Annotated in this window: 22 protein-coding genes; 12 read left to right on the plus strand and 10 right to left on the minus strand. The window is 33.2% G+C overall.

Annotated elements, in window-relative coordinates; all coding sequences use genetic code 11:
* Window positions 1–223 precede the first annotated feature (223 nt).
* From ACZ0AH_RS15805 to ACZ0AH_RS15835, 7 genes are all read left to right on the plus strand, one after another.
* Complete coding sequence (locus tag ACZ0AH_RS15805; protein WP_463476758.1) at window positions 224–1,120, plus strand: EamA family transporter; 897 nt, start codon at window positions 224–226, stop codon at window positions 1,118–1,120.
* An 87-nt stretch (window positions 1,121–1,207) separates the two neighbouring features.
* Window positions 1,208–1,564: a DoxX family protein gene (locus ACZ0AH_RS15810; protein ID WP_463476759.1), complete on the plus strand. Its 357-nt coding sequence runs from the start codon at window positions 1,208–1,210 to the stop codon at window positions 1,562–1,564.
* A 30-nt stretch (window positions 1,565–1,594) separates the two neighbouring features.
* Window positions 1,595–2,302, plus strand: a complete 708-nt coding sequence (gene aqpZ / locus ACZ0AH_RS15815; protein WP_463476760.1) for an aquaporin Z — start codon at window positions 1,595–1,597, stop codon at window positions 2,300–2,302.
* A 40-nt stretch (window positions 2,303–2,342) separates the two neighbouring features.
* Window positions 2,343–2,585: a GlsB/YeaQ/YmgE family stress response membrane protein gene (locus ACZ0AH_RS15820; RefSeq protein WP_463476761.1), complete on the plus strand. Its 243-nt coding sequence runs from the start codon at window positions 2,343–2,345 to the stop codon at window positions 2,583–2,585.
* Window positions 2,586–2,728: 143 nt separating this feature from the next.
* Window positions 2,729–3,556 carry a sterol desaturase family protein gene (locus ACZ0AH_RS15825; RefSeq protein WP_463476762.1) on the plus strand — a complete coding sequence of 276 codons (828 nt, stop codon included), beginning with the start codon at window positions 2,729–2,731 and terminating at the stop codon, window positions 3,554–3,556.
* Between the two features lie 119 nt (window positions 3,557–3,675).
* Window positions 3,676–3,954 (plus strand): DUF2805 domain-containing protein, encoded by a 279-nt coding sequence (locus ACZ0AH_RS15830; RefSeq protein WP_213297686.1) that lies wholly within the window; start codon window positions 3,676–3,678, stop codon window positions 3,952–3,954.
* Window positions 3,955–4,055: 101 nt separating this feature from the next.
* Entirely contained in the window at window positions 4,056–5,915 is a 1,860-nt protein-coding gene (locus ACZ0AH_RS15835; RefSeq protein ID WP_463476763.1) for a M61 family metallopeptidase, read from the plus strand.
* 210 nt (window positions 5,916–6,125) lie between these two features.
* Here ACZ0AH_RS15835 and ACZ0AH_RS15840 read toward each other — a convergent pair whose 3' ends face one another.
* Both ACZ0AH_RS15840 and ACZ0AH_RS15845 read right to left on the minus strand, forming a co-directional pair.
* Window positions 6,126–6,569 (minus strand): hypothetical protein, encoded by a 444-nt coding sequence (locus ACZ0AH_RS15840; RefSeq protein WP_463476764.1) that lies wholly within the window; start codon window positions 6,567–6,569, stop codon window positions 6,126–6,128.
* A gap of 260 nt (window positions 6,570–6,829) precedes the next feature.
* Window positions 6,830–9,172 (minus strand): GH92 family glycosyl hydrolase, encoded by a 2,343-nt coding sequence (locus tag ACZ0AH_RS15845; RefSeq protein WP_463476765.1) that lies wholly within the window; start codon window positions 9,170–9,172, stop codon window positions 6,830–6,832.
* Window positions 9,173–9,348: 176 nt separating this feature from the next.
* On the opposite strand from ACZ0AH_RS15845, the gene ACZ0AH_RS15850 reads away from it, so the two are divergent.
* Complete coding sequence (locus ACZ0AH_RS15850; protein WP_463476766.1) at window positions 9,349–9,972, plus strand: M949_RS01915 family surface polysaccharide biosynthesis protein; 624 nt, start codon at window positions 9,349–9,351, stop codon at window positions 9,970–9,972.
* Window positions 9,973–10,213: 241 nt separating this feature from the next.
* Here ACZ0AH_RS15850 and ACZ0AH_RS15855 read toward each other — a convergent pair whose 3' ends face one another.
* The 4 genes from ACZ0AH_RS15855 to ACZ0AH_RS15870 form a co-directional block, all read right to left on the minus strand.
* Window positions 10,214–10,816: a GNAT family N-acetyltransferase gene (locus ACZ0AH_RS15855; RefSeq protein WP_463476767.1), complete on the minus strand. Its 603-nt coding sequence runs from the start codon at window positions 10,814–10,816 to the stop codon at window positions 10,214–10,216.
* Window positions 10,817–11,184: 368 nt separating this feature from the next.
* On the minus strand, window positions 11,185–11,541 hold the full coding sequence (locus ACZ0AH_RS15860) for a hypothetical protein (protein WP_463476768.1): 357 nt from the start codon (window positions 11,539–11,541) through the stop codon (window positions 11,185–11,187).
* An 82-nt stretch (window positions 11,542–11,623) separates the two neighbouring features.
* On the minus strand, window positions 11,624–12,802 hold the full coding sequence (locus ACZ0AH_RS15865) for an AIR synthase related protein (RefSeq protein WP_463476769.1): 1,179 nt from the start codon (window positions 12,800–12,802) through the stop codon (window positions 11,624–11,626).
* Between the two features lie 292 nt (window positions 12,803–13,094).
* Window positions 13,095–15,284, minus strand: coding sequence for a glutamine synthetase III family protein (locus tag ACZ0AH_RS15870; protein WP_463476770.1), 2,190 nt, complete (start codon window positions 15,282–15,284; stop codon window positions 13,095–13,097).
* Window positions 15,285–15,709: 425 nt separating this feature from the next.
* Here ACZ0AH_RS15870 and ACZ0AH_RS15875 point away from each other — a divergent pair, with 425 nt between their 5' ends.
* On the plus strand, window positions 15,710–16,723 hold the full coding sequence (locus tag ACZ0AH_RS15875; protein WP_463476771.1) for a glutamine synthetase beta-grasp domain-containing protein: 1,014 nt from the start codon (window positions 15,710–15,712) through the stop codon (window positions 16,721–16,723).
* A 303-nt stretch (window positions 16,724–17,026) separates the two neighbouring features.
* The gene (locus tag ACZ0AH_RS15880; RefSeq protein WP_463478114.1) at window positions 17,027–17,995 is read left to right on the plus strand and encodes a TerC family protein; all 969 of its coding nucleotides are present in this window, start codon (window positions 17,027–17,029) and stop codon (window positions 17,993–17,995) included.
* 74 nt (window positions 17,996–18,069) lie between these two features.
* On the opposite strand, the gene ACZ0AH_RS15885 is transcribed toward ACZ0AH_RS15880, so the two are convergent.
* From ACZ0AH_RS15885 to ACZ0AH_RS15900, 4 genes are all read right to left on the minus strand, one after another.
* The gene (locus tag ACZ0AH_RS15885) at window positions 18,070–18,591 is read right to left on the minus strand and encodes a hypothetical protein (RefSeq protein ID WP_463476772.1); all 522 of its coding nucleotides are present in this window, start codon (window positions 18,589–18,591) and stop codon (window positions 18,070–18,072) included.
* A 103-nt stretch (window positions 18,592–18,694) separates the two neighbouring features.
* Window positions 18,695–19,564: an alpha/beta hydrolase gene (locus tag ACZ0AH_RS15890; protein ID WP_463476773.1), complete on the minus strand. Its 870-nt coding sequence runs from the start codon at window positions 19,562–19,564 to the stop codon at window positions 18,695–18,697.
* A 371-nt stretch (window positions 19,565–19,935) separates the two neighbouring features.
* Window positions 19,936–21,972 (minus strand): M13 family metallopeptidase, encoded by a 2,037-nt coding sequence (locus ACZ0AH_RS15895; RefSeq protein ID WP_463476774.1) that lies wholly within the window; start codon window positions 21,970–21,972, stop codon window positions 19,936–19,938.
* 216 nt (window positions 21,973–22,188) lie between these two features.
* Window positions 22,189–23,061, minus strand: a complete 873-nt coding sequence (locus tag ACZ0AH_RS15900; RefSeq protein ID WP_463476775.1) for an AraC family transcriptional regulator — start codon at window positions 23,059–23,061, stop codon at window positions 22,189–22,191.
* Between the two features lie 448 nt (window positions 23,062–23,509).
* Between ACZ0AH_RS15900 and ACZ0AH_RS15905 the strand changes: the two genes are divergently transcribed.
* Both ACZ0AH_RS15905 and ACZ0AH_RS15910 read left to right on the plus strand, forming a co-directional pair.
* The gene (locus tag ACZ0AH_RS15905) at window positions 23,510–23,923 is read left to right on the plus strand and encodes a T9SS type A sorting domain-containing protein (protein ID WP_463476776.1); all 414 of its coding nucleotides are present in this window, start codon (window positions 23,510–23,512) and stop codon (window positions 23,921–23,923) included.
* Window positions 23,924–24,463: 540 nt separating this feature from the next.
* Complete coding sequence (locus ACZ0AH_RS15910; RefSeq protein WP_463476777.1) at window positions 24,464–24,868, plus strand: T9SS type A sorting domain-containing protein; 405 nt, start codon at window positions 24,464–24,466, stop codon at window positions 24,866–24,868.
* Window positions 24,869–24,958: the final 90 nt, after the last annotated feature.

Below are 24,958 nucleotides of genomic sequence, written 5' to 3' on the forward strand. Positions count from 1 at the left end.
TTTATAAAATAACGAACAGAGTAAGAGAATTATTCTGTGAGACATTATAAAACCATCAAAATCTAATTTTGATGGTTTTTTTATTCTGTCAAATTCTCATTTTGAAGTATAACAGAAACCCAAAAACACTATTAATAATAACGTTTACTGCTGTTTTCTATTAAATCTTAAATAAAATAGACTATCTTTGCCGGCTTTAATTTTTTAAAACAAACAAGTTAAGATGTCACAAAATAATGTATTAAAAGGAGTATTTTTAGTTGCAATAGGAGCCACAACTTATGGAATGTTAGCCACTTTTGTAAAAATGGCTTATTCAGAAGGATATACAACTGCCGAAGTAACAACATCTCAATTTGTATTAGGAATTATTGGTATTTTAATAATCAACGCTTTCCAGAAAATAAAACATAAAGAAAATGTTGTAAAAGCAACATCAAAAAACATATTCAGTTTAATGCTTGCCGGGACTTCTTTAGGAATGACAAGTTTGTTTTATTATTTGGCTGTAAAATATATTCCCGTATCTATTGGTATCGTTCTATTAATGCAAACCGTTTGGATGGGTGTTTTGCTTGAAATGATTTTAGAAAAAAAACTGCCTTCCAAACAAAAAGTAATAGCTGTTTTCATTGTACTTATTGGTACTGTTTTAGCAACCAATATTATTCATAATGATGTAAAACTGGATTGGAGAGGTCTTGTTTGGGGAATTTTGGCAGCAGCTTCATTTACTACAACAATGTTTACTGCAAACCGCGTAGCAACTAAAATTTCATCTGCACAACGAAGTTTATATATGCTTTTAGGCGGTGCTATAATCGTATTTTCATTCGCATTTGCAACTCAGGCTGGATCATTTAATCTTGAAATTTTCATGAAATGGGGAATTGTCCTGGCTTTATTTGGTACTATTATTCCTCCGATGTTAATGACTGCAGGTTTTCCGTTAACCGGAATTGGTTTGGGAAGTATCGTTTCTGCACTTGAACTTCCTGTTTCTGTAATGATGGCTTATTTCCTTTTGAATGAAAAAGTTATCTTTTCTCAATGGGTTGGAATCGTTTTAATTATTTTTGCCATAATTATTATGAATGTAAATTTTAAGCCTAAAAAGTAATCCTTTTTGCCAAGAATTAAAAAAAATACCACTGTAACACAGTAATTGTTAATTTTTTTATAAATTCGTGATAAACAATAACCTATCATGAATTTACCCTGGCATTTGTACGTAATGGCTTTTCTTTATATAATTGCCGGATTTAATCATTTCAGAAGTCCCGGAATGTATATCAGAATCATTCCGCCAATATTTAAAAACCCCAAATTAATTAACCTTTTAAGCGGAATTGCCGAAATAATATTGGGCATTCTCCTTACAATTTCCTACACCTCAAATTATGCTGCCTGGGGAATTATAGCATTGCTAGTTGCTATCTTTCCTGCGAATTTATTTATGTTTCAAAATAAAAAAGCAAGTTTCGGCTTGCCAAAATGGATTTTATTTGTACGTTTGCCCTTACAAATTGTTTTGATTCTATGGGCATACCAATATACCCTTTAACAATCAAGTATTAATTAAACTATTTTTATTATGAAAAAATTATTTGCAGAGTTTTTCGGAACTTATTGGCTAGTTTTTGGAGGTTGTGGAAGTGCAATATTTGCAGCGGGAATTCCTAATTTAGGAATTGGATTTGCTGGTGTTGCTTTAGCTTTCGGTTTAACGGTGCTGACAATGGCTTATGCTGTTGGACACATATCTGGCGGACATTTTAATCCGGCAGTTTCATTTGGTCTTTGGGCTGGCGGAAGATTTCCGGCAAAAGATCTTGTACCTTATATTGTTGCTCAATGTATTGGAGCTGTCGCTGCTGCGGGAACTTTATATACAATTGCATCAGGAAAAGCAGGTTTTGTAATTGATAATACTAAAGCCGGCGCTTTTGCATCAAACGGATTTGGAGCATTTTCGCCTGACGGATATTCTTTAGGTTCTGCTTTTATTGCCGAATTTGTATTAACATTGTTCTTCTTATTAGTAATCTTAGGCGCAACAGATAAATTTGCAAACGGAAGATTTGCCGGTATTGCAATTGGTTTAGCCTTAACATTAATTCACTTAATCAGTATTCCTATTACAAATACTTCGGTTAATCCTGCAAGATCATTATCACAAGCTATCTTTGTTGGTGGAGAACCATTATCACAAGTTTGGTTATTTTGGGCAGCACCTATTTTGGGCGCTATTGTAGCCGGATTTATTTACAAGTCCTTATTACAGAATCACGATGAAGCATAATTTCTCAAAATAAATCAATAACCAATAAACAACTTTAAATATGGAATTTTTATATTTTCTACTTATAGGCGCCATTTCAGGATGGTTAGCAGGTCAAATTTGGAAAGGCGCAGGTTTTGGATTAATTGGCAATATCATCGTCGGAATCATTGGCGGAATTATTGGTGGCTGGATTGCGGGTAATCTTGGTATTGGCGGTGGCGGTTTGCTTTGGCAGATCCTGATTGCCGTAGGTGGTGCCTGGGTATTATTATTCTTAATTAGCCTGATCAAAAAAGCATAAATACTTAGTTAAGTAACTTATTTTGAAGAGAAAATCTTATATTTATATTAGATTTTCTCTTTCTTTTTTTCACCAAATTCGGGTTACATTAAATTTTATAATAAAAAAAAGAAAGCCTTTGTCTGCTTTAATCTATATTTATTATGAATCAAATTATAGCTTATTTTAGTACGATTCCGTCTTCGCACCGAAGTTTAATTTTGGTTGGAGGAATAACTGCTTTTTGGTTAATCGAAAATACTTTTCCGTTATTTCAGATGAAATACAGAAAATGGCATCATGCAGGAATCAATTTCTTTCTCACTTTTACCACAATAATTGTCAATTTTGTTTTGGCTTTTATTTTAATTAAAACTGCCGGTTGGACAACTGAAAATCATTTTGGTATTTTGCAATGGCTTCCTTCAATTCCAATTTGGCTTTATACTATTCTCGGATTGCTTTTGTTAGATCTAATTGGCGCTTATTTGGCGCATTTTATTCAGCATAAAATAAAATTTTTATGGCGTTTTCATATTGTTCATCATACGGATACCTGGATTGATACAACCACTGCCAACAGGCACCATCCGGGTGAAAGCATAATCAGGTTCGTATTTACAACTCTTGGCGTTTTGATAGCAGGAGCTCCAATGTGGATGGTATTTCTGTACCAGTCCTTATCCGTTATAGCTTCACAATTTAATCATGCAAATATTAATATGCCCGTTAAACTGGATGTTTTCCTGAGTTATTTTATCGTTTCTCCAAATATGCATAAAGTTCACCATCATTATGTTATGCCTTATACAGATAGTAATTACGGAAATATATTTTCAGTCTGGGATCGCCTTTTTGGCACTTTTACCACGTTACCAAAAGAAAAATTAATATACGGAGTTGATACTCACATGGCTTTGGAAGAAAACAATAAATTGAAAAATTTATTAAAAATTCCGTTTCAAAAAACCAGATCTGCAAAAAACAGTTAAAAACATAAAAAAAAACGTACTCGATCGAACCAACTAATTATTTTTTTTATTAATATTGATACTTAAATTGAAAATCAATCTATTAATCATTAACCCCTATTTGAATTAATTTTCACGTGATGAAAAAGAGTAACCGTAAAGAATTGAATTGGGAACAAACTGAAAAACTTGTTTCGTTAGCCTTAGAAGAAAAAAATCCATTTGAAATCATAAAAAAAGAATTTGGATTGGCAGAAAAAGAAGTTCTGGAGATCATGAAGAAGAAGATGCCACTTGAAAAATTTGAGATGTGGAAAAAAAAGGCAGTTGCAAATAAACCGAAACCAAAACCCGTTAAAATAGATGATTTTGATGAAGATTTGGATGGTAAATATTATATAAAAAACAAACTAGACTAAGATTAAAACTCCTGCGTTCAGGAGTTTTTTTTTTATATTTTAAATTTTCTGTAACTTTTTTACAATTTGTAAGTCAAATACAAATAACTAAACACAAACAAATGAAAAAAATATTTTACACTTTAGCTCTTGCAGTAACACTTTGGAGCTGTAAAACGGGTAGCTCAGCGGGTGCTGCAAAAAGCAATGTCGTAAATGTCAACATCAATCTTGTCGATGTAAAAGATGACAAGGTTCTGGTAACGGTTACACCTCCACAAATAAAAACGGACGAAGTTATTTACAGCATTCCTAAAACAGTTCCGGGAACTTATTCTACGGATAATTATGGTAAATATTCAGATGGTTTTAAAGCTTTTGATGCTAAAGGAAATGCCTTGACTGTAAAAAGAATTGACGATAATTCGTGGTCGATTTCTAATGCAAAAACATTAAAAAAAGTTACTTATTTAGTTGGAGACACTTTTGATACTGAAAAAGGAACAGGATTTGGTAATGATGATGTTTTTTCGCCTGCAGGAACTAATATAAATGCCGGAATTAACTTTATGGTTAATACACATGGCTTTGTTGGTTATTTTCAGGATAAATTAGATGTTCCTTACAAAGTTACGATCACGCATCCTGAAACACTTTGGGGAGCAACTTCAATGAATGATGAGGATGCAAGCAAATCAAGTGACGTTTTTACAACGCCTCGTTATGCCGTTTTGGTAGAAAATCCAATTATGTATTCTAAACCTGATTATACTACATTTAACGTTAACGGAATGGATATTTTGATTGCTGTTTATTCTCCAACAGGAAAATTTACTGCTGAAAGTATTACTCCGGAAATGAAAACGATGATGACAGCTCAGAAAAACTTTTTAGGAAAAGTAAATGCTACTAAAAAATATACTGTTTTATTATACTTGTCAAGTATGGCAAAAGATGATGCACACGGTTTTGGAGCATTAGAACATCCAACTGCAACTACAGTTGTTTTGCCGGAATCTATGCCAAAAGAAAAATTGGTAGAATCTATGAAAGACGTTGTTTCGCATGAGTTTTTTCATATCGTAACACCATTAACTGTTCACTCAAAAGAAATTCAGTTTTTTGATTATAACGATCCAAAAATGTCTGAACATTTATGGATGTATGAAGGTGTAACAGAATATTTTGCAAACCTTTTCCAAATCAATCAGGGCTTAATTAATGAATCTGAGTTTTATACTCGTATTGCCGATAAAATTGAACAGGCAAAAGGTTTAAACGATACAATGTCATTTACAACAATGAGTAAAAATGTTTTAGTACAGCCTTATAAAGACCAATACTTAAATGTATATCAAAAAGGTGCTTTAATTGGAATGTGTATTGATATTATTATTAGAGAAAAAAGCAACGGAGAAAGAGGGATTCTTGATTTAATGCATAAATTATCAAGTGAATATGGTATTGAAAAACCATTTAATGATGATGAACTTTTTGCTAAAATTACACAATTAACGTATCCTGAAGTTGGTGAGTTTTTGACTAAATATGTATCAGGAACAACTCCAATTCCTTACGATTTTTATTTGGCAAAAGTTGGTGTAACAAAATCATCTGAGAAAAAAGCCGGAGCAGTTTTCATAAAAGGACAAACTCCATATATCTCAGTTGACAAACAAACTAAAGAAATTGCTGTTCGTTCTGATATTGAATCAAACGAATTCTTTAAAAACTTAAATTTAAAAGGCGGTGATATTATTTTATCTGTAAACAACAAGCCATATTCGTTGACTAATATTTATGACTTGATTACAGAAAGTGAAAACTGGAAAGAAAACGATCCTATCACGCTTCAAATAAAACGTGCTGGTAAAGAAGAAACTATAAAAGGAACTGTAAAATTACCATACGAAGAAACAGAAACTTTTAAAGCAACTGATGCTTCAAAAGAAAAACTTAAAAATGCATGGTTAAAAAGATAATATCTTTTAACGAATAACATAAAAAAACCGACAAGTGATTGTCGGTTTTTTTTTGTTTTGTCTTTGCGAGGAACGAAGCAATCTCATCTCGAATGTCTCTTTTGATTAGATAATTTACTTATTTTAGTGCGGTTGCTTCGTTCCTCGCAATGACTTTGCGCGCGTATATCTTTGTCAAAGTTTTAAAGTTTGACAAAGGTTTCTCAATTATTATTTCTTAACTGGGAACTTCCAGTCAAATTCGTCTTTTTCATTGATGATCGCACCAACTTCAAATTTCACTACTTCATCAAATTCGGTTTGAAGGATAAACCAGTTATCTTCGTTAAAGTAATTCTCGAAAGTATCAAAAGTTTCCTGAGTGTATTTTGTAATTCCTTTGGTAGCTAAATCTTTCTTTACATCAGCAATTTTTTTTCCGATAAGTTTGAACCCAAAAACTTCCAAATCATTGCTTGAAGCTACTAAATAACCTAATTTCAAGTCTTCTTCCTGATAAAATGTCAATCTGATTTTTTGTGCATTGTACACAAAAATCACATTATCATCTTCGTCTTTATAATTTTTATCAGGTTTTCCTAAAGCAGCCGTTACATCGTTTTGCTTCATTCCGAAAAGCAATTTATCAATTCCTGATTTTAGATTTACTTTCATATTTACTTGTCTTTATTTGAAGTGCAAATTTCGGGAAGTTTTTACAAACTACGTTATGATTCTTTTTATTTTTCTTCCGCCACAAATTGCACGAATTATCAAGAATTTTAATACTTGATTAATCCAGCTTTACAATCTGAGAGTCCTGCAAGGTTTTCAAAACCTTGTAGGTCTTCGTATTTGTATGCGTGAAGAAAACATACCTACAAGGCTTTGAAAACCTTGCTGGAACTCGAAATCAAAAACCTGATAAGTTTAACTCATAGAATTTGATAATTCTTCTTATTTGGTTTAGCACTCATATAAAAAGTAATTTTCCCGCCATTGATAACATCTGCATGTTTCAGAAATGGCTTATCCAATTGTTTTCCGTTTAAAAATACTTTGCTCACAAAAACATTTTTATCCGATTGATTCACAGTTTCAACTTCGAATTTCTTTCCGTTTTCTAAATTAAAAACAGCATTTTTAACCAATGGACTTCCCAAAGCATATTCATCAGAACCGGGCGCAACAGGATAAAATCCTAAACTGCTGAAAATATACCAGGCACTCATTTGCCCGAAATCGTCATTTCCACCTAAACCATCAGCACCATTTCGGTACATTTTTTTCAGGATCATTCTGATTTTGTCTTGTGCTTTCCAGGGCGAATTTGTCCAGTTGTATAAATAAACCACGTGATGCGAAGGCTCGTTTCCGTGAACATAATTTCCAATGATTCCTTCTCTTGTAATATCTTCTGTGTTTTCAAAATATTTGTCCGGTAAATGCATGCTGAATAACGAATCTAACCGAACATTAAATTTGTCGTTTCCGCCCATCATCTTAATCATTTCAGCTGGATCTTGCGGAACATACAAACTGTAATTCCATGAATTTCCTTCGATAAAACCTTGTCCGTGTGTGTCCAGAGGATCAAATTCTTTTTTGAAAGTTCCGTCGTTTAATTTAGGACGCATAAAACCTGTTTTAGCATCATAAACGTTTTTATAATTTTTAGACCTTTCGATAAATTCATTATAAATTTCGGTTTTGCCTAATTTCTTCGCAGCCTGAGCAATCGCCCAATCATCATAAGCATATTCTAAAGTTTTTGAAACCGAAGAACCGTTTTTATCTTCAGGAACATAACCCATTTTCATATAATATTCCAATCCGTCATAATACGGTACTTTAGCGGTATTTACGCAAGCCTGAAGCGCTTTTTCAGGATCGAAATTAGTATTTCCTTTTACGATCGCATCTGCCACTACAGAAACGGAATGATATCCAATCATACACCAATTTTCATTGGCATAATGCGACCAGATTGGCAGCATTTTATGCACACTTTGGTCCGAATGCGCCAACATGGAACTAATCATATCTGAATTTCGCGTTGGCTGAACCAAATTAAATAAAGGATGCAAAGCCCTGTAAGTATCCCATAACGAATAACTTGTGTAATTTTTAAAGTTTTCGGCTTTATGAACATTCATATCCAGGCCTTTATAATTTCCGTCTAAATCCATGTATTCTGTTGGACCTAAAAAAGCATGATACATTGCCGTATAAAAATTGACTAAATCTTCTTTTTGAATGGTTTCTATCTGAATTTTATTCAATTCTGTATTCCAAACTTCCTGACTTTGCTTTTTTACTTTTTCGAAATCCCAACCCGGAACTTCTTTCTTCATATTTTCGAGTGCTCCGGCAGAACTTACTGGCGAAAGCGCCATTTTTATTTTGATTTTTTCTCCTTCTTCGGTATTAAAATCAAAAAACAACTTTAAGTTTTGACCTGCCATTTCCGGGAAATTTTTAGTTTGATCGAATCTTCCCCAAAAACCTCTGTACACGCTTTTTTCCTGCGCTGCTTGTCCGTAACTTTTGATAGGTTTGCTAAAAGACATCGCAAAATAAACCGTTCTGGTTCTCGCCCATCCATTTGTTTGGCGATATCCTGTAATCAAAGTATCGTTTTCTACGCGTACAAATGTCCATACATTTTTTTTGTCGTAATTGTAAATTCCAGAAGTTAAATCCAAAATAATATGTGCTTCATCTGATTTCGGAAAAGTATATTGATGCATTCCTACGCGTGTTGTTGCGGTAAGTTCGGCTTTGATTTTATGATCTTCCAGAAATACACTGTAATATGCTGGTTCTGCTTTTTCGGTTGTATGAGAAAATGCTGACCTGTAACCTGATAATGGTTTTGAAGCCACTCCGGGATTTAATTGTAATTTTCCGGTTGTTGGCATAATTAGAAAATCACCTAAATCAGAATGCCCTGTTCCGCTAAAATGCGTGTGACTAAAACCTACAATCGTTTTATCGTCATATTGATATCCGGCACAATATTTATAGACATCTCCATTGTATTTTCCGTTTAAACTGTATGCAATTGTATCGGTTTCCGGACTTAACTGCACGCTTCCAAACGGAACTGTTGCGCCAGGATATGTATGTCCCATTTTTGCTGTTCCGATCATTGGATCAACGTATTGAATTAGATTTCGTTTTTCAGTTCCTTTTTGCTGCGCGCTAATTTTATTGGTAAAACCAAACATTAAAATGGATAATCCTAAGAGAAAACCTTTACTTTTTACAATATTCATCAGATACTTTTTTATTATTATTTTACGCCTGCAACATTATCAGCCGATTACTAAAACGATTTAATGCTGTTTTTAGTTCAGAAAATTACAATAAAATATGCTTTTTAAAAAATATAAAAAAATTTAAGCTAAAAAGGTTTTGAATATCTTTGAGTTATAAAAACACATTCGATAAAATGAAAAAATATTTTTTGTTTCTGCTGCTTTCTTATTCGATATTCAGTTTCTCGCAAAAAGTAGAAAGTTATAAATTAACTAAGGAAGAAATAACGGAAAGAGAACTAGACGGCGTTTCGGATTTTCCTATTTATAAAGCATTTGAATATTCAGATAAAGGCGGCGTTTATGAATTGCTTTTGTGCGAAAATCAAAAAAATATTTCTAAAAAAGACACTTTAAATACCAAGATTCAGGCGGTTTTGGTAGTAAATGATCATGGCGGTTTTCTTGAAAAATGGAGAATCAATGACTTACTCGAAAATACTGAACCAAAAGAAACTACTATCTGGTTCTGGACAAAATATTGCAGCAATAAAGATATTGATGGCGACGGTTATATTGACCCTATACTTATTTACGGAACCCGAAATGAAAATGACGAAATAAGACGCGTAAAAATTATTACGGTTTATAAAAATAAAAAATATGCAATTCGTGCCATCGAATGTGATTTAGACGATTGCAGAAGTTTTAAGAAAGATCAAAATTGGAATTCTTTACCTCCGAAAATAAGAACGTATGTTAATCAATTAATTGTGAAAATTAGAAAAGATCAGGGTGTTTTATTGAAAGATGGATAGAATTAAATTTTAAATTTCAATAAAGTCTCGTAGGGACGATTTATATTGTAGCAACGGATTTTAATCCGTTGAAATGATTTGCATGGATTTTTATAAAGTCCCGTAGGGACAATATATATTGTAGCAACAGATTTTAATCCGTTGAAGATTTTTTTATGTATTGGCTATATTCTCTTTGTTAAACTGGATTAAAATCCAGCACTACAATATGGATCGAGGCCGATGGCTCTTTTTTGGCGATTTAAAGCTTTTGCTTTAGGTTTTCTTTTACTTCGTTAAACCATTCATTTTTTAGGATACTTAAAATAATCGAATTGCGACGAACATCACCATTTCTGGTTGGCATATGGCTGCGCAAAACACCTTCGACTTTACAGCCGATACTTTTCATCGCCGCAATACTTCGTTCATTGTTATTATCGGCACGGAATTCTACACGCTCCATTCCTAAGGTTTCGAAAGCAAATTGAAGTAATAGAAACTTGCAGTGTTTGTTCATTCCTGTTCCTCTAAAAGCTGAACCATACCAGGTGTATCCTAATTGTACCGTTTTATATTCAAGTTGAATATCGTAAAAACGTGTTGAACCTGCGTATTTTTGAGATTGTTTATCGAATACTATAAACGGAAATTCTTTTTTATTTTCTCGCTCTTTTATTGCAGACTTAATATAATTAATTAGGTTTTCTTTTCCGTCGGCGCCAACTAATGAATATTTCCAGGTTTCAGGTTCGTTGATTGAGATTTCTAATAAATTATCGACGTCAGATTCTTGTAACGGGCGTAATAAAACCAAGTCGTCTTCTAAAATAACATTGTCTGAGAAACTGAAACTTGTATTCATGGGTTTTATTTTTTTTTGCCACTCCCGATAGCTATCGGGAAATGATTTTTATTTTATGATCAATGTGTAGTCCCTACGGGACAAAATGCTTTTGGGTTTATCAATGTATTTCTACCGACATTTAATCTCTACGAGATATTATATGTTCTTGATATATCTGTTAATTGCTAACATTAAATCTCTCGAAATATTTTAATCTGTTTGATTACTCCGCTAAGAGTTATATGTTGGTAGAAATAAAAAAACGACCAATAAAAAATGTCCCGTAGGGACTATACTTTTTGAGAATCTCTGTGAAATGTTTGTGCAACTTTGTCGTATAATTATTCCGCAGAAATTCACGAAAATAATCACGAAGGTTAACAAATTTATTCACTCATTTCATCATAACGTTCCGGAACTTGCGGATCATACAACGGACATTTGAATTCTTCCATCACCTCAACCAGTTTATTCATGGTTTTACCTTCGGTTCCGTAACAATCGATTTTGACGCTTTGTGGAGTTGTTATAACCTGAAAAGCGCCTTTTCCTGAAGTATTTTGCCAGCTGTTTTCATCGACTTTTTCCCATTGAGAAAATACCGAAGCGATTCGGTTCATGATTACCTCAACTGGAAGTTTTTCTAGTCCATCCACTTCTTCTTTTTCTACAAGAGCTTCATAAACTTCGTGGTGGTTTAGGTAAACTTCTTCTAAATATCTCCAAAAAAGTAATTCGTACATAGCTGATGGTGTTTTTAAACACAAATTTCACCAATTTTCACGAATGAATCTGTGTAAATTTATAAAATTCGTGTTTATAATTCTAATAATTGAATGTTCCGTATTCGCTGGTAATGGTTAGTTTTTTAGCATCTGCTGCTTCTACTCTACCAACGATTTGTGCATCGACATTGAACGATTTTGAAATCGCGATAATGTCTTGTGCAATGTTTTCTGGAACGTAAATTTCCATACGGTGACCGCAATTGAAAACCTGATACATCTCTTTCCAGTCGGTTTTTGATTGTTCCTGAATTAATTTAAACAATGGCGGAACCGGAAATAAATTGTCTTTTATAATGTGTAAATTCTGAACGAAATGTAAAATTTTAGTTTGCGCTCCTCCACTGCAATGCACCATTCCATGGATTTCGTTTGGCGTGTAAGTATCTAAAATTTTCTTGATAATTGGCGCGTAAGTTCTGGTTGGTGAAAGTACCAACTGACCTGCGTTTATTGGACTGTTTTCTACTTCATCTGTTAAATTAACCTGACCTGAATAAATCAATTCTTCCGGAACAAGAGCATCGTAACTTTCAGGATATTTTTTAGCTAAATATTTCCCGAAAACGTCATGGCGGGCAGATGTCAATCCGTTACTTCCCATTCCGCCATTATAGCTTTTTTCGTAAGTTGCCTGACCAAAAGAAGCCAAACCAACAATGACGTCACCTGCTTTTATATTGGCATTATCTACAACATCACTGCGTTTCATGCGTGCTGTTACGGTAGAATCTACAATTATGGTACGAACTACATCTCCAACATCAGCCGTTTCTCCACCTGTTGAATGAATGGTTACACCAAAAGTTTTTAATTCGTTGATTAATTCTTCGGTTCCGTTGATAATTGCCGAAATAACCTCTGCGGGAATTAAGTTTTTGTTTCTTCCAATGGTTGATGAAAGCAAAATATTATCGGTTGCGCCAACACATAATAAGTCATCAATATTCATGATTAAAGCATCCTGAGCAATTCCTTTCCAAACTGAAATATCTCCGGTTTCTTTCCAATACATGTATGCCAAAGACGATTTTGTACCCGCTCCGTCAGCATGCATAATTAAGCAATGATCTGAATCCTGAGTTAAATAATCAGGGACAATTTTGCAAAATGCCTGAGGAAATAAACCTTTATCAATATTTTTTATGGCGTTGTGTACGTCTTCTTTTGATGCCGAAACACCTCTTTGTGCGTACCTTTTGCTAGAATCTGAACTCATGAAAATTAGTTTGTGTTGATGTGGTGCAAAGATAATCCCTTTTTTTAATTCTTTGAATGATTCCTTATATTGATTGTGAAAATTTTTTTGCCGCGAATTACACTAATTTTCACTAATTAAAATTATTTTATGGATTAAGGGATTAAGCTCGATTATTTACCACAAATTACACAAATTAGCACAAATTTTTATAACGCAAAAATCATCCTTAGCGGATGATTTTTGTTTATGATTATTGAGAAAAAATTCAAAATAGAATTTGTGCTAATTTGTGTAATTTGTGGCAAAAAAACTATTTCGTAAATAACAATTCTCTGTATTTAGTAAGCGTCCAGCTTTCGTCATCAACTAATAATTCCAATTTATCACAGTGATTACGAATGTCTTCAAAATAAGGTTTTACTTTATTGCAATACGCTTCAGCCATTTTTTGAGCATCAGTCAAATGATTCGCTGTTTTTCTTTCGTTTGTCATCGCCAATACTTTAGAATTAATTCCTTCAATATGACCTGAAATTTCTTTAATTAAAACGATTTGCTCTTTTGCAATGGTTTCAAATTCCTTCCCGAAGATTTCTTTTAATCCTTTTACATTTTCGATTAAAGTATTTTGGTAACGAATTGCAGTTGGAATCACGTGATTTCTGGCAATATCTCCTAAAACCCTTCCTTCAATCTGAATCTTTTTAGTGTATTCTTCCAATTCAATTTCGTAACGTGCTTCTGCTTCCACATGATTAAAAATTCCTAATTCAGAAAATAACTCCAAAGCTTGTTTAGAAATTTTAGCTTTTATAGCTTCCGGAGTCGTTTTAAAATTACTTAAACCTCTTTTAGCCGCTTCTTTTTCCCAGGCATCACTGTAACCGTCACCTTCAAAAAGAATCTTTTTTGATTGTTTGATGTATTCTCTTAAAACATTAAAGATGGCATCATCTTTTTTCATGTCTTTCGAGTCAATCAAATTATCCACTTCTATTTTAAAATCTTTCAATTGTTTGGCTACAATTGCATTCAAAGTAGTCATGGCGTTCGAACAGTTAGCATTTGAACCAACGGCTCTGAACTCAAATTTATTTCCTGTAAAGGCAAAAGGCGAAGTTCTGTTTCTGTCTGTATTATCAAGAAGTACGTCCGGAATTTTTCCAACAACGTTCAATTTTAAATCTGTTTTTTCTTCAGGAGATAATTTTCCTGTTGTAACGCTTTCTAACTCCGATAAAACTTTAGTCAATTGTGCCCCGATAAAAACCGAGATAATGGCCGGCGGTGCTTCATTTGCTCCCAATCTGTGATCGTTGCTTGCTGTTGCGATAGAAGCTCTTAATAAAGTTTCATAATCATTAACTGCTTTTATGGTATTGATAAAGAAAGTCAAAAACTGTAAATTACTCATTGGTGTTTTACTCGGACTCAACAAGTTAACTCCTGTATCTGTTGCCAGTGACCAGTTGTTGTGTTTACCTGAACCGTTTACGCCTTTGAATGGTTTTTCGTGAAATAATACTTTAAAATCATGACGTTCAGCCACTCTCTGCATTACATCCATCAATAAGGAGTTGTGATCTACGGCAAGATTAGTTTCTTCAAATATTGGTGCCAACTCAAACTGATTTGGCGCTACTTCGTTATGGCGCGTTTTTACAGGGATTCCAAGCAACATACATTCTTGCTCTAAATCTCTCATATACGTTAAAGCACGTGTTGGGATAGACCCAAAATAATGATCGTCAAGTTGTTGTCCTTTTGCAGAAGTATGTCCTAATAGAGTTCTTCCTGTCATCATTAAGTCAGGACGAGAATTCGCTAATGCCTTATCAATCAGAAAATATTCTTGTTCCCAGCCTAAAGTTGCCGTTACTTTTTTGACATTTTTATCGAAATATTTACAAACTTCCGTAGCAGCTTCATCCATTGCTGATAAAGCTCTTAATAACGGAATTTTATTATCTAAAGCTTCTCCCGTATAAGCGATAAAAACGGTCGGAATACATAATGTTGTTCCGTAAATAAATGCCGGAGAAGTTGGATCCCAGGCCGTATAACCTCTGGCTTCAAATGTATTTCTGATTCCGCCATTCGGGAAACTTGATGCATCCGGTTCCTGTTGTACTAATTGTGCCCCGCCAAATTTTTCTACAGGATCACTTCCGTCATAAGAAATATCAAAAAAAGCATCGTGTTTTTCTGCTGTTGTTCCTGTAAGCGGCTGAAACCAGTGTGTATAATGTGTAACACCTTTTGATAACGCCCATTCTTTCATTCCCATGGCGATATAATCTGCCAGTTTTCTGTCTATTTTAGTTCCGTGCTGGATTGCGTCTCTAACTCCTTTTAAAGCATCTGAAGTTAAAAATTGCTTCATCGCTTTCTCATTAAACACATTTGCACCAAAAATGTTAGATTTTCTGTCTATTTCTTCAAAATGTACCGGCTTTCTTGTAGAAGCTTCTTTTAAAGCTTGGAAACGTAATGTTGACATGTATATAAGTTTAAAATTTGTAATAATTTTTACTAAAAAAAGAGGAACAAATATAAACAATAAAAACCCCTTTTTGAAAGTTCTATTTTAGAAATTATACGACGATTTTTCAACAGAAGATGCTTTTCGTAAAGAATAATGAATTCGATTTAAAGAAATGTAACAAAATACATCAGTATTATTCATTAAATAAACATTTTTTCATAATTTCTTAACCCTGATATTTAAAAATCGTCTGTATTTTTTACGAATTTATTTTTTTAAGGTGTTAAAAATTGCTTTTTTTAAAATATACCCCTCTCAAAATTGCGCTTATCCAAAAAATTATAGTCGGCTAAACAAAACAGCCCCCTAATTTTTACGGCTAAAAAAATAAATCTATATTTGACCCAACGAAAAAAACAAAAAAATTAATTTATATTATTATGGCTAAAATTAAGTTAGAGTACATTTGGTTAGATGGATATGAACCAACTCAAAATCTTAGAAGTAAAACTAAAGTTGAAGAGCATGAAAATTTCAAAGGAACATTAGAAGAACTTGGAAATTGGTCATTTGATGGTTCGTCAACAAAACAAGCTGAAGGTGGATCTTCAGACTGTTTATTAGTTCCTGTTGCAATTTATCCTGATCCAACTCGTATTAATGGATATTTAGTAATGACAGAAGTTATGTATGCTGACGGAACTCCGCACGCTTCTAACGGTAGAGCCACTATTGATGACGATGGTGATTTCTGGTTTGGTTTCGAACAAGAATATTTCATCATGGATACTAAAACTTTATTGCCATTAGGTTTCCCTGTTGGAGGTTATCCTGCTCCACAAGGTATGTACTACTGCTCTGTAGGTGGAAAAAACACACACGGAAGAAAATTAGTAGAAGAACATGCTGATTTATGTATCGCTGCCGGAATTAACTTTGAAGGTATTAACCAAGAGGTTGCTTGCGGACAATGGGAATTCCAATTATTTGCTAAAGGTGCTAAAAAAGCCGGAGACGAAATCTGGGTTGCTCGTTACTTATTAGATCGTTTGACTGAAAAATATGGTTACTATATAGAATATCACCCAAAACCACTTGGAGATACAGACTGGAATGGTTCAGGTATGCATGCTAACTTCTCTAACGAAGTGTTAAGAACATGCGGAGACAAAGCTACTTACGAAAGAATTTGTGAGGCTTTCCGTCCTGTTACTGCTGAGCACATCGCGGTTTACGGAGCTTACAACGACCAACGTTTAACTGGTAAACACGAAACTGCATCTATCCACGATTTCTCTTACGGAGTTTCAGACAGAGGTTGTTCAATCAGAATTCCTTTAATGACTGTTCAAAAAGGATGGAAAGGTTGGTTAGAAGACAGAAGACCAGCTTCAAACGGTGATCCATACAAAATCGCTGCAAGAATTATCAAAACTGTAAAATCAGCGCTATAATTCGAAGCTTAAATTATATTTAGAAAGTGCCATCTTAATTGATGGCACTTTTTTTTTGACTTTGGGTTGTCATTCTGGGAACGAGGGATCTCCGCAAGAAACTCGGCCACAACCTTGGAAAAGCCTTTGTCAAAGTTTAAAACTCTGACAAAGGTCGATACGCATAATAAAATCCAACAGGTTTCTAAAACCTGTCGGGTTTAAAACTCCACATATTAACGAAAATTGAAAGTAATTTTCTAATAATTAATTTTTAAGTTAAACTTCAAAACTTATCTTTGTAAATCATTTAAAAAATATCTTATAATGGTTTGGATTTTCTTTTTATTAGCCGTCGTACTTATTCTTGCTTTAGATTTAGGAGTTTTTAATAAAAACCCTCACATTATTTCTACAAAAGAAGCAAGTAAATGGACCCTTATCTGGGTAACAATGTCATTCTTGTTTTCCGGAGTAATCTATTGGCTTTATACTACAGATTATATTGCAAATCCGGATAGTCTGAAACCGGCAGCTGCTTCTATGAAATTCATTACAGGTTATTTGATCGAGTTATCTTTAAGCATAGACAATATTTTTGTGATTGCTATTATTTTTGCTTCTTTCAAAATACCTCAAAAATACCAACACCGCGTTTTATTCTGGGGAATTTTAGGTGCCGTGGTTTTCCGCGGACTAATGATTTTCTTTGGTGTTATGTTAATCAATAAATTTACCTGGACGACTTATTTATTTGGTGGTTTCTTAATTTTTACCGCACTAAAAATGTTATTCTCAGGAGAAGATGAAGATTTTCAGCCAAAAGATTCTTTTGTATATAAAACGTTAGGAAAAGTTATCCCGATTACCGCTGAAATGGATGGTGAGAAATTTTTCATCAGCACAAAAACAGCCAAAAAAGCAGCAACACCTTTATTTGTAGCTTTAATTGTTATTGAGGTTATGGATGTTCTTTTTGCAGTAGACAGCGTTCCGGCAATTCTGGCTATTACATCAGATCCGTTTTTAGTATTCAGTTCTAATATTTTTGCTATTTTAGGATTACGTTCTATGTATTTCTTTTTGGCAAATATGCTGGCAAAATTCAGTTATCTGGAATATAGCTTAATTGCTATTTTAAGTTTCGTGGGATTAAAAATGATTCTTCACGATTTTATTCACGTTCCGGAATGGGCTTCTTTAGGATTTATAGCGCTTTCACTTTTAGTTGGAATCCTGGTTTCACTAAAATTTGGAGAAGAAAAAGAACTTACAGATTCTGATGGAGAATAATATTTTTGGAATATATAAAGCATAAAAAAAGGAGATCTAAATGATCTCCTTTTTTTATTTCAACTTAATAATGATTAATTCAATTCCTTAACGTTACTATCGTCAATATTATACTTTTTAATAACTGCATTATAATCTGAGTAATCAGGTTTATTCACTGATTTATTTGAAAATGCCCCAGGTACAATTACAATTCTAAAAGTTTGCCCGTTTATAAATTCAGGTGTTAAAGCTAAATCATAATTTCCACCTGCATAAATTGTAAAATCTTGTTTAGTAAAATCAAAATCATAATCAAAATCGCCTTTTGAAGTATAAACAGTTTTTGGAATTTGTTGCCAAATTGGAGTCGTTGCGTTAAGAGTTCCTGTCAATCTATAAATTAAAACTACATCAGAATCAAAAATTGATGGTGTCAGTTTTTGATAGATATTATATCCGTCAGTTGCATTATAACTAAAGTTTATATTTCGAAGTTCAAAAACTTCAGCAACTGGACCTTCTGGCCCTTGAGGTCCGATTGGACCTTCTGGTCCTTCACAACTAGAAAACACAGTTAATCCTATGATCGCGAAAAGCGTAAGTATCTTTTTCATGGTATTTGTGGTATTATTTGTTTTTAGATTATCTTATATATAAAGATATCCCAAAAATTAAACCAAAAAAAATATTTCTTACCGTTTTCGTTAAAAAAAAATATTATTTTTTCGCAACTACCTGATTTTTAAGCAGAATTTTATTAAAAAACAACACATGATAAGGCAATGAATTTTCCCAATAATCCCAAGTGTGCGCTCCCGGACGTTCGGTGTAATCGTGTTCTACTTTATTATAAACCAATCTTCGATGTAATTCTCTGTTTGGTTCAATTAAAAAATCGTCAACTCCACAATCGATAATCAAAGGCAATTTATTTGCTTTTATTTTGTCCAGCATATTGATAACCGCATATTGTGCATACATTTCTGAACTGTCGCTTTTATCTCCAAAAACAGGCTGCATTAATTTTACAACTTGTGCCGAAGATTCACGATTAAGCATCGTACTCATATCTACAGCACCGCTCATGCTTCCGGCGGCACAAAATAAATCAGGATGTTTAGCCGACAAATACAAGGCGCCATGTCCGCCCATAGAAAGTCCCGTTATTACACGACCATTTCTGTTGCTTATGGTTCGGTAAGTTTTATCTACTTTCTGAACGACTTCCTGCGTGATAAAAGTTTCAAACTGACTTTCTTTATTTACAGGACTATCCAGATAAAAACTGAAAGTTTCGCCTTCAGGCATTACAATTATAATATTATACTGATCAGATAATCCCTGAACTAATTTTTTATTCGGCGTGTTTTTTAACCAATCGCTAAAATGTCCGTAAGCTCCATGCAGCAAATACAGCACCGGATAAGCGGTTTTGCTTTTTGCATATGAATTTGGCAATACAACTGCGGCCTTATAGGTTTTGCCCATAGCGGTACTCGCAACTTGTAAAGTATCTACTTTTGCTGCGTAAGTCATTGACGTAGCGAACAAAAGAACAGCAAATACTAAAATTTTAAAGTTTTTCATAGTTATATTTTCGATTAAGGATTGTAAATATACCTTTTTTCCCAATAGACTATATGAAAAATCCCACCAGTTTTTTTCTGCTCAGATTATCTATTTGTGATATTTTTTGACACAGAATTATTTATTTAAAAAAATATTCGCCACGAATTTCACGAATTCACACGAATTATATTTACCAATAATTATTGCGTTAAAGGCTACAGATTAAAAGATTTTATAGATTATCGCCTCACAAATTACTATAATTTAATTCGTGTGAATTCTTGTAATTCGTGGCAAAAAAAATCATTTCAATCTGTGCAATCTGTGGCTAAAAAACAAAAAAACCATTCGCCGCAACGAATGGTTTCTAATTTAATAAGAATTTATTTTTACCAGATTACCACACGTAAACTATCCGGCTGATACATTTTATCTCCTTTTTTGACATTAAATGCCTTCTGAAATTCCGGAATATTACTCATTGGTCCGTTGACCCTGAATTGTTCCGGCGCGTGTACATCTGTCATTATCAGATTAATTTTAGATTCCTCTCTTCTGTTAATCATCCAGGAGTAAGCGTAAGCCAAAAAGTAACGTTGTTCTGGCGTTAATCCGCTAATTTTTTCCTTGTCTTTATATTGTTTCGTTTTCTGAAACGCTTCATAACCCATAATTACGCCACCTAAATCAGCTATATTTTCACCTTGAGTCGCAGATCCGTTTACATGTTTCCCCTGAATAGAAAATTTATTATACTGATCAACTATTAATTGCGTTTTTGCATTGAATTTCTTCAAATCTTCTGCTGTCCACCAATTGTTTAGATTTCCTTTTTCGTCGTATTTACTTCCCTGATCATCAAAACCATGTATGATTTCATGTCCAAAGAAAGAGCCTCCAATTATTCCGTATAATACCGCATCGTCAGGCATACGTCCTTCATAACCAGGCGCTATAATATTACAAGCCGGAATTACAATTTCGTTATTACTTGCATTATAATACGCATTATAGGTTTGCGGGTGCATCTCCCACTCGTTTCTGTCTACAGGTTTGCCAAACTTATTGATCATGTAATTATAATCCCAGATATTTGCTTTCATGACGTTTCCGCAATACGATTTTCTGTCTATCGAAAGCTGGCTCATATCTTTCCATTTATCCGGATACCCCAATTTCATTACCATTTTGCTTAACTTGTACAATGCTTTTTGTTTGGTTGGTTCGCTCATCCAATCTAACTTTTTAATATGCGAAGCAAATACATCACGGATATTGTTTCCTATTTCCAACAATTTCTCTTTCACTCCTTTTGGCATATAATCGGTAACATAAACCTGACCAACTAATTCTCCTAAAGAGTCATCTGTTTTTTCTACTACTCTTTTCCAACGTGGTTTTTGACTTGAAACGCCGTTCATTACTGTAGAATAAAATTTGAAATCTTGTTTTTCGATGGCTTTCGTTAAATATGGCGCATAAGAATTTACAATATTCCACTTAAGATAGGTTTTCCAATCTTCGATTGTATAACTTTTAAGAGCCGAATTTAGCGCTTTGAAGAATTCAGGCTGACCAACAATAACCGAATCTGCTTTTGTAATACCTAAAACCGGCAATACTTTTTTCCAGTCGATATTTGGTGTTGTGGCACTAAACTCATCAACTGAAAGTTTATGGTAATTGGATAACGGATCGCGAAGATCTTCTATTTTTCGGGATGCTTTTGCCAATTCTGTTTCAAGTTTCATAATCGTTGCGGCATTTTTTACAGCAACCGATTTTTCGTCTCCCATAAATTGCATCATCACCTGAAGATGAGATAAATATTGTTTACGAATTTCGACATTTCGTTTATCCGCATCGAGATAAAAATCTCTTTGTCTCATTCCTAAACCGCCCTGAATAAAAAACAGAGCATATTTTGTACTCATTTTATCGTCCTGAGAAACATAAAAAGAAAAAGCCGGCGATGCTCCCACAGTGTGCAAATGTGCAATTGTATTTACCAATTCCGGAACATCCTTAATTTCGTTGATTTTTTTAATTTCAGTATTTAAAGGAGATAACCCTGCTTTTTCAATGGCAATTGTATCCATTCCGGAAGCATAAAAATCACCTATTTTTTGTTTGTTACTTCCTTTGGCAGCCGATTCATCTTTGGCCGAAGTTTCGCAAATATTTTTAATTTGACCATTAATAGTATCAACAATAGTTCTAATTATTCCGTTATTACTATCGCTTGGCAGAATAGGATTTTTTTTGAACCAGCCATTATTGGCATAATTAAAAAAATCTTCGCCAGGACTTACGGTTGTATCGCGGTTGGTAATTAATGGATCTGAAAATGCAACTTCTTTTTTGTTACAGCTAAAAAAAGTCATTCCGATAAGAAGGAATATAAGAGGTTTTCTAAATAAATTCATTCAGTTATAAAATTAGTTAATAGAATTATTTCTACTCTTGTTATGATTCGAGACTAACAAGTATGTAAATATAATTTTTATAACAAAATGAAGGGGGAAAAATTCCAAATTTTAAAATACAAATTCTAAAACTTGAAATTTGTACAGGCTTCGACTCCGCTCAGCCGGACATAACAAGATTATGAATTCAGACTCAAGGCAGAGAAATATATTTTATTAGCTAATAATAATTTTATGTTCGTGACGGTATTGAGACGCACTTTTTCCTGTGTATTGTTTAAAGGATTTACTAAAGTGGCTAAAATTATTAAATCCGCTTTCGTAACATACTTCATTTATACTCATTGGTTTTTCGGCCAAAAGTTTTGACGCGTGAACCAAACGATATTCATTCACAAATTCTGTAAATGTTTTATTAGAGATTTTTTTGAAATAACGACAAAATGAAGGCGTTGTCATGCTTACCAAATTCGAAACCTCATCTATTGCAATAGATTCCTGAAAATGATCTTTTACATAATTAAAAACCACGTTTATACGATCGCTGTCCTGAGTTTGCAATTCTAACGAAAAACCATCGGCGTTAAGAACCGTATAATCTTCAGAAGAATCTAATTCGTCCAGAATACTCAAAAGCGTCAATAAACGTTCAAACGGAAGTTGGGTTTCCATCATTTCGATTTTCTTCCCTATATGTTTTTTAGTTTCACCACCAAAAGCAATTCCGCCTTTAGCCTGACTAAAAATATTCTGAACCTTTCTCATTTCCGGTGCAACAAAAAAATCGTTTCCTAAAAATTCAGGTTTAATATGAATTACGGTTTCGTTTTTGTTTCCGGTTTGCTCATTTGTAAAACCACAATGTGGCAAATTCGCACCTATTAATATCAAATCACCATTGGTATAATAAGAAACATGGCTTCCTATTTGTCTTTTGCCTGCACCACCGTTTATATAAACCAGTTCAATTTCCGGATGATAATGCCATAAATGAGCTTTACTATTGGTCTTTTCGGCGTGTTTCGTGTAGGTAAAAGAACTTCCATATGAGTTGGATATCACTTCAAGAGCTGGGGCAATTGGCTTCATGATAAAATCTTTAAATAATAATAGCAAATTTAACAAAAACGCCTCATAAACTTTAAATTTTAACCTATAACGCTTTCGTAAATGAGAATTTTGCATAAAAACTATCAAAAAATAAAGCGGGATTTTACTCTAAATCAGGTATTTTTTAAAAGACCCGTTTTTTTATCCTTGATTTTTTAAATATATCGTATTTAATCCTGCTATTTTTAAGTAAACACTATTTTTTGTAAGAATATTGGATAATTCAAAAAATGTTAATAATTTGAAATGATTAAAAAATAGTAACTGAATTAACAAAAACACCTCATATAATTCAAATTTTAACCTATAACGGTTTCGTAAATGAGAATATAGCATAGAAATAGGAAAATATAGTTGTGTAAAAAAACATACATCCAAAGTAATTTAGCATCAGAAAATTAGAACTAAAAATTTAAAAACGATAATCATGAAAAAGATCTTAAAATTAAGTTTAGTATGTGCAGTGCTTTTTACAGGAATGAGTACTTATGCAATTGATGGTAATGATAATGGAAACGATTTTAACCTTCATGTATTAAAAGGAAACGGAAGAGTAATTACGTTTGCTATGAATCAGGTTAAAAAAGCAAGTTTAAGTATATATGATAAAGATGGTACTTTACTTTATTCTGAAAATGCTTCGGGTAAAGATGGTATTTTAAGAACTTTTAGCTTAGAGGAATTTCCAGCAGGAACTTACTTCTTAGAAGTTGAAGACAATGCAAAAAAAGTAAGACATGAAATTACAATAACTGATGATGCAACTGTATTATCAACAAAAGCAGTTTCATCAGTTTATAAAGCAGATTCTGCTAAAAATACAAGCGTAGCAGTACGCTAAAAAAGTTTATACTCGCATACAGTATAAAAGTGAGGTTAGATAGTTAGTAAAGTTTAAAAACTGAAAGGTTTTAAAAACAGCTCTTTGTGGTTATTGAGCTGTTTTTTTTTGCGCTATACTTTTTTGAATTTGCCACGAAGCACTAAGACGCAAAGTTTTTGTTTTGTCTAACGCAAAGGCGCAAAGTTTTTTATGCCAATCTATAAACGCAAAGTTCGCAAAGCTATATCAAAAACAGCTTTGCGAACTTTGCGTTATTAAGCACAATCCAGGATAAAAAACCTTGCGCCTTTGCGTCAAAAATTCAAAATGTATTTGTAAGAAAGATAGATTATTTTACATTCTATTAACCCAAACAAAACGTTGAAAAATAATAACCTAATTAACAAATACGATAAATATAATTCAAATTTTAACCTATAACGGTTTCGTAAATGAGAATACAGCATCGAAATAGGAAAACATAGTTGTGCTAAAAAACATACGCCTAAAGTAATTTAGCATCAGAGAATTAGAACTATTAATTTAAAAACGAATACCATGAAAAAGATCTTAAAATTAAGTTTAGTATGTGGAGTACTTTTCACAGGAATGAGTACTTATGCAATCGACGGGAATGAAGATTTTAATCTTCACGTATTAAAAAATAATGGGAAACTAATCACGTTTGCTATGAATCAGGTAAAAAAAGCCAGCTTATCTATTTATGATAAAGATGGAACTTTAATCTATTCTGAAAACGCATCTGGTAAAGATGGAATTTTAAGAACTTTCAGCTTAGAAGAATTTCCGGAAGGAACTTATTTCTTAGAAGTTGAAGACAATGCAAAAAAAGTAAGACACGAAATTACAATAACTGATGATGCAACTGTATTATCAACAAAAGCAGTTTCTTCAGTTTATAAAGCAGATTCTGCTAAAAATACAAGCGTAGCAGTACGCTAAAAAAGTTTATACTTCTCATAAAGTATAAAGTAAGGTTAGATAGTTAGTAAAGTAAAAAACTGAATAGTTTTAAAAACAGCTCATTGTGGT

The sequence above is a fragment of the Flavobacterium sp. AC105 genome, assembly GCF_979258495.1.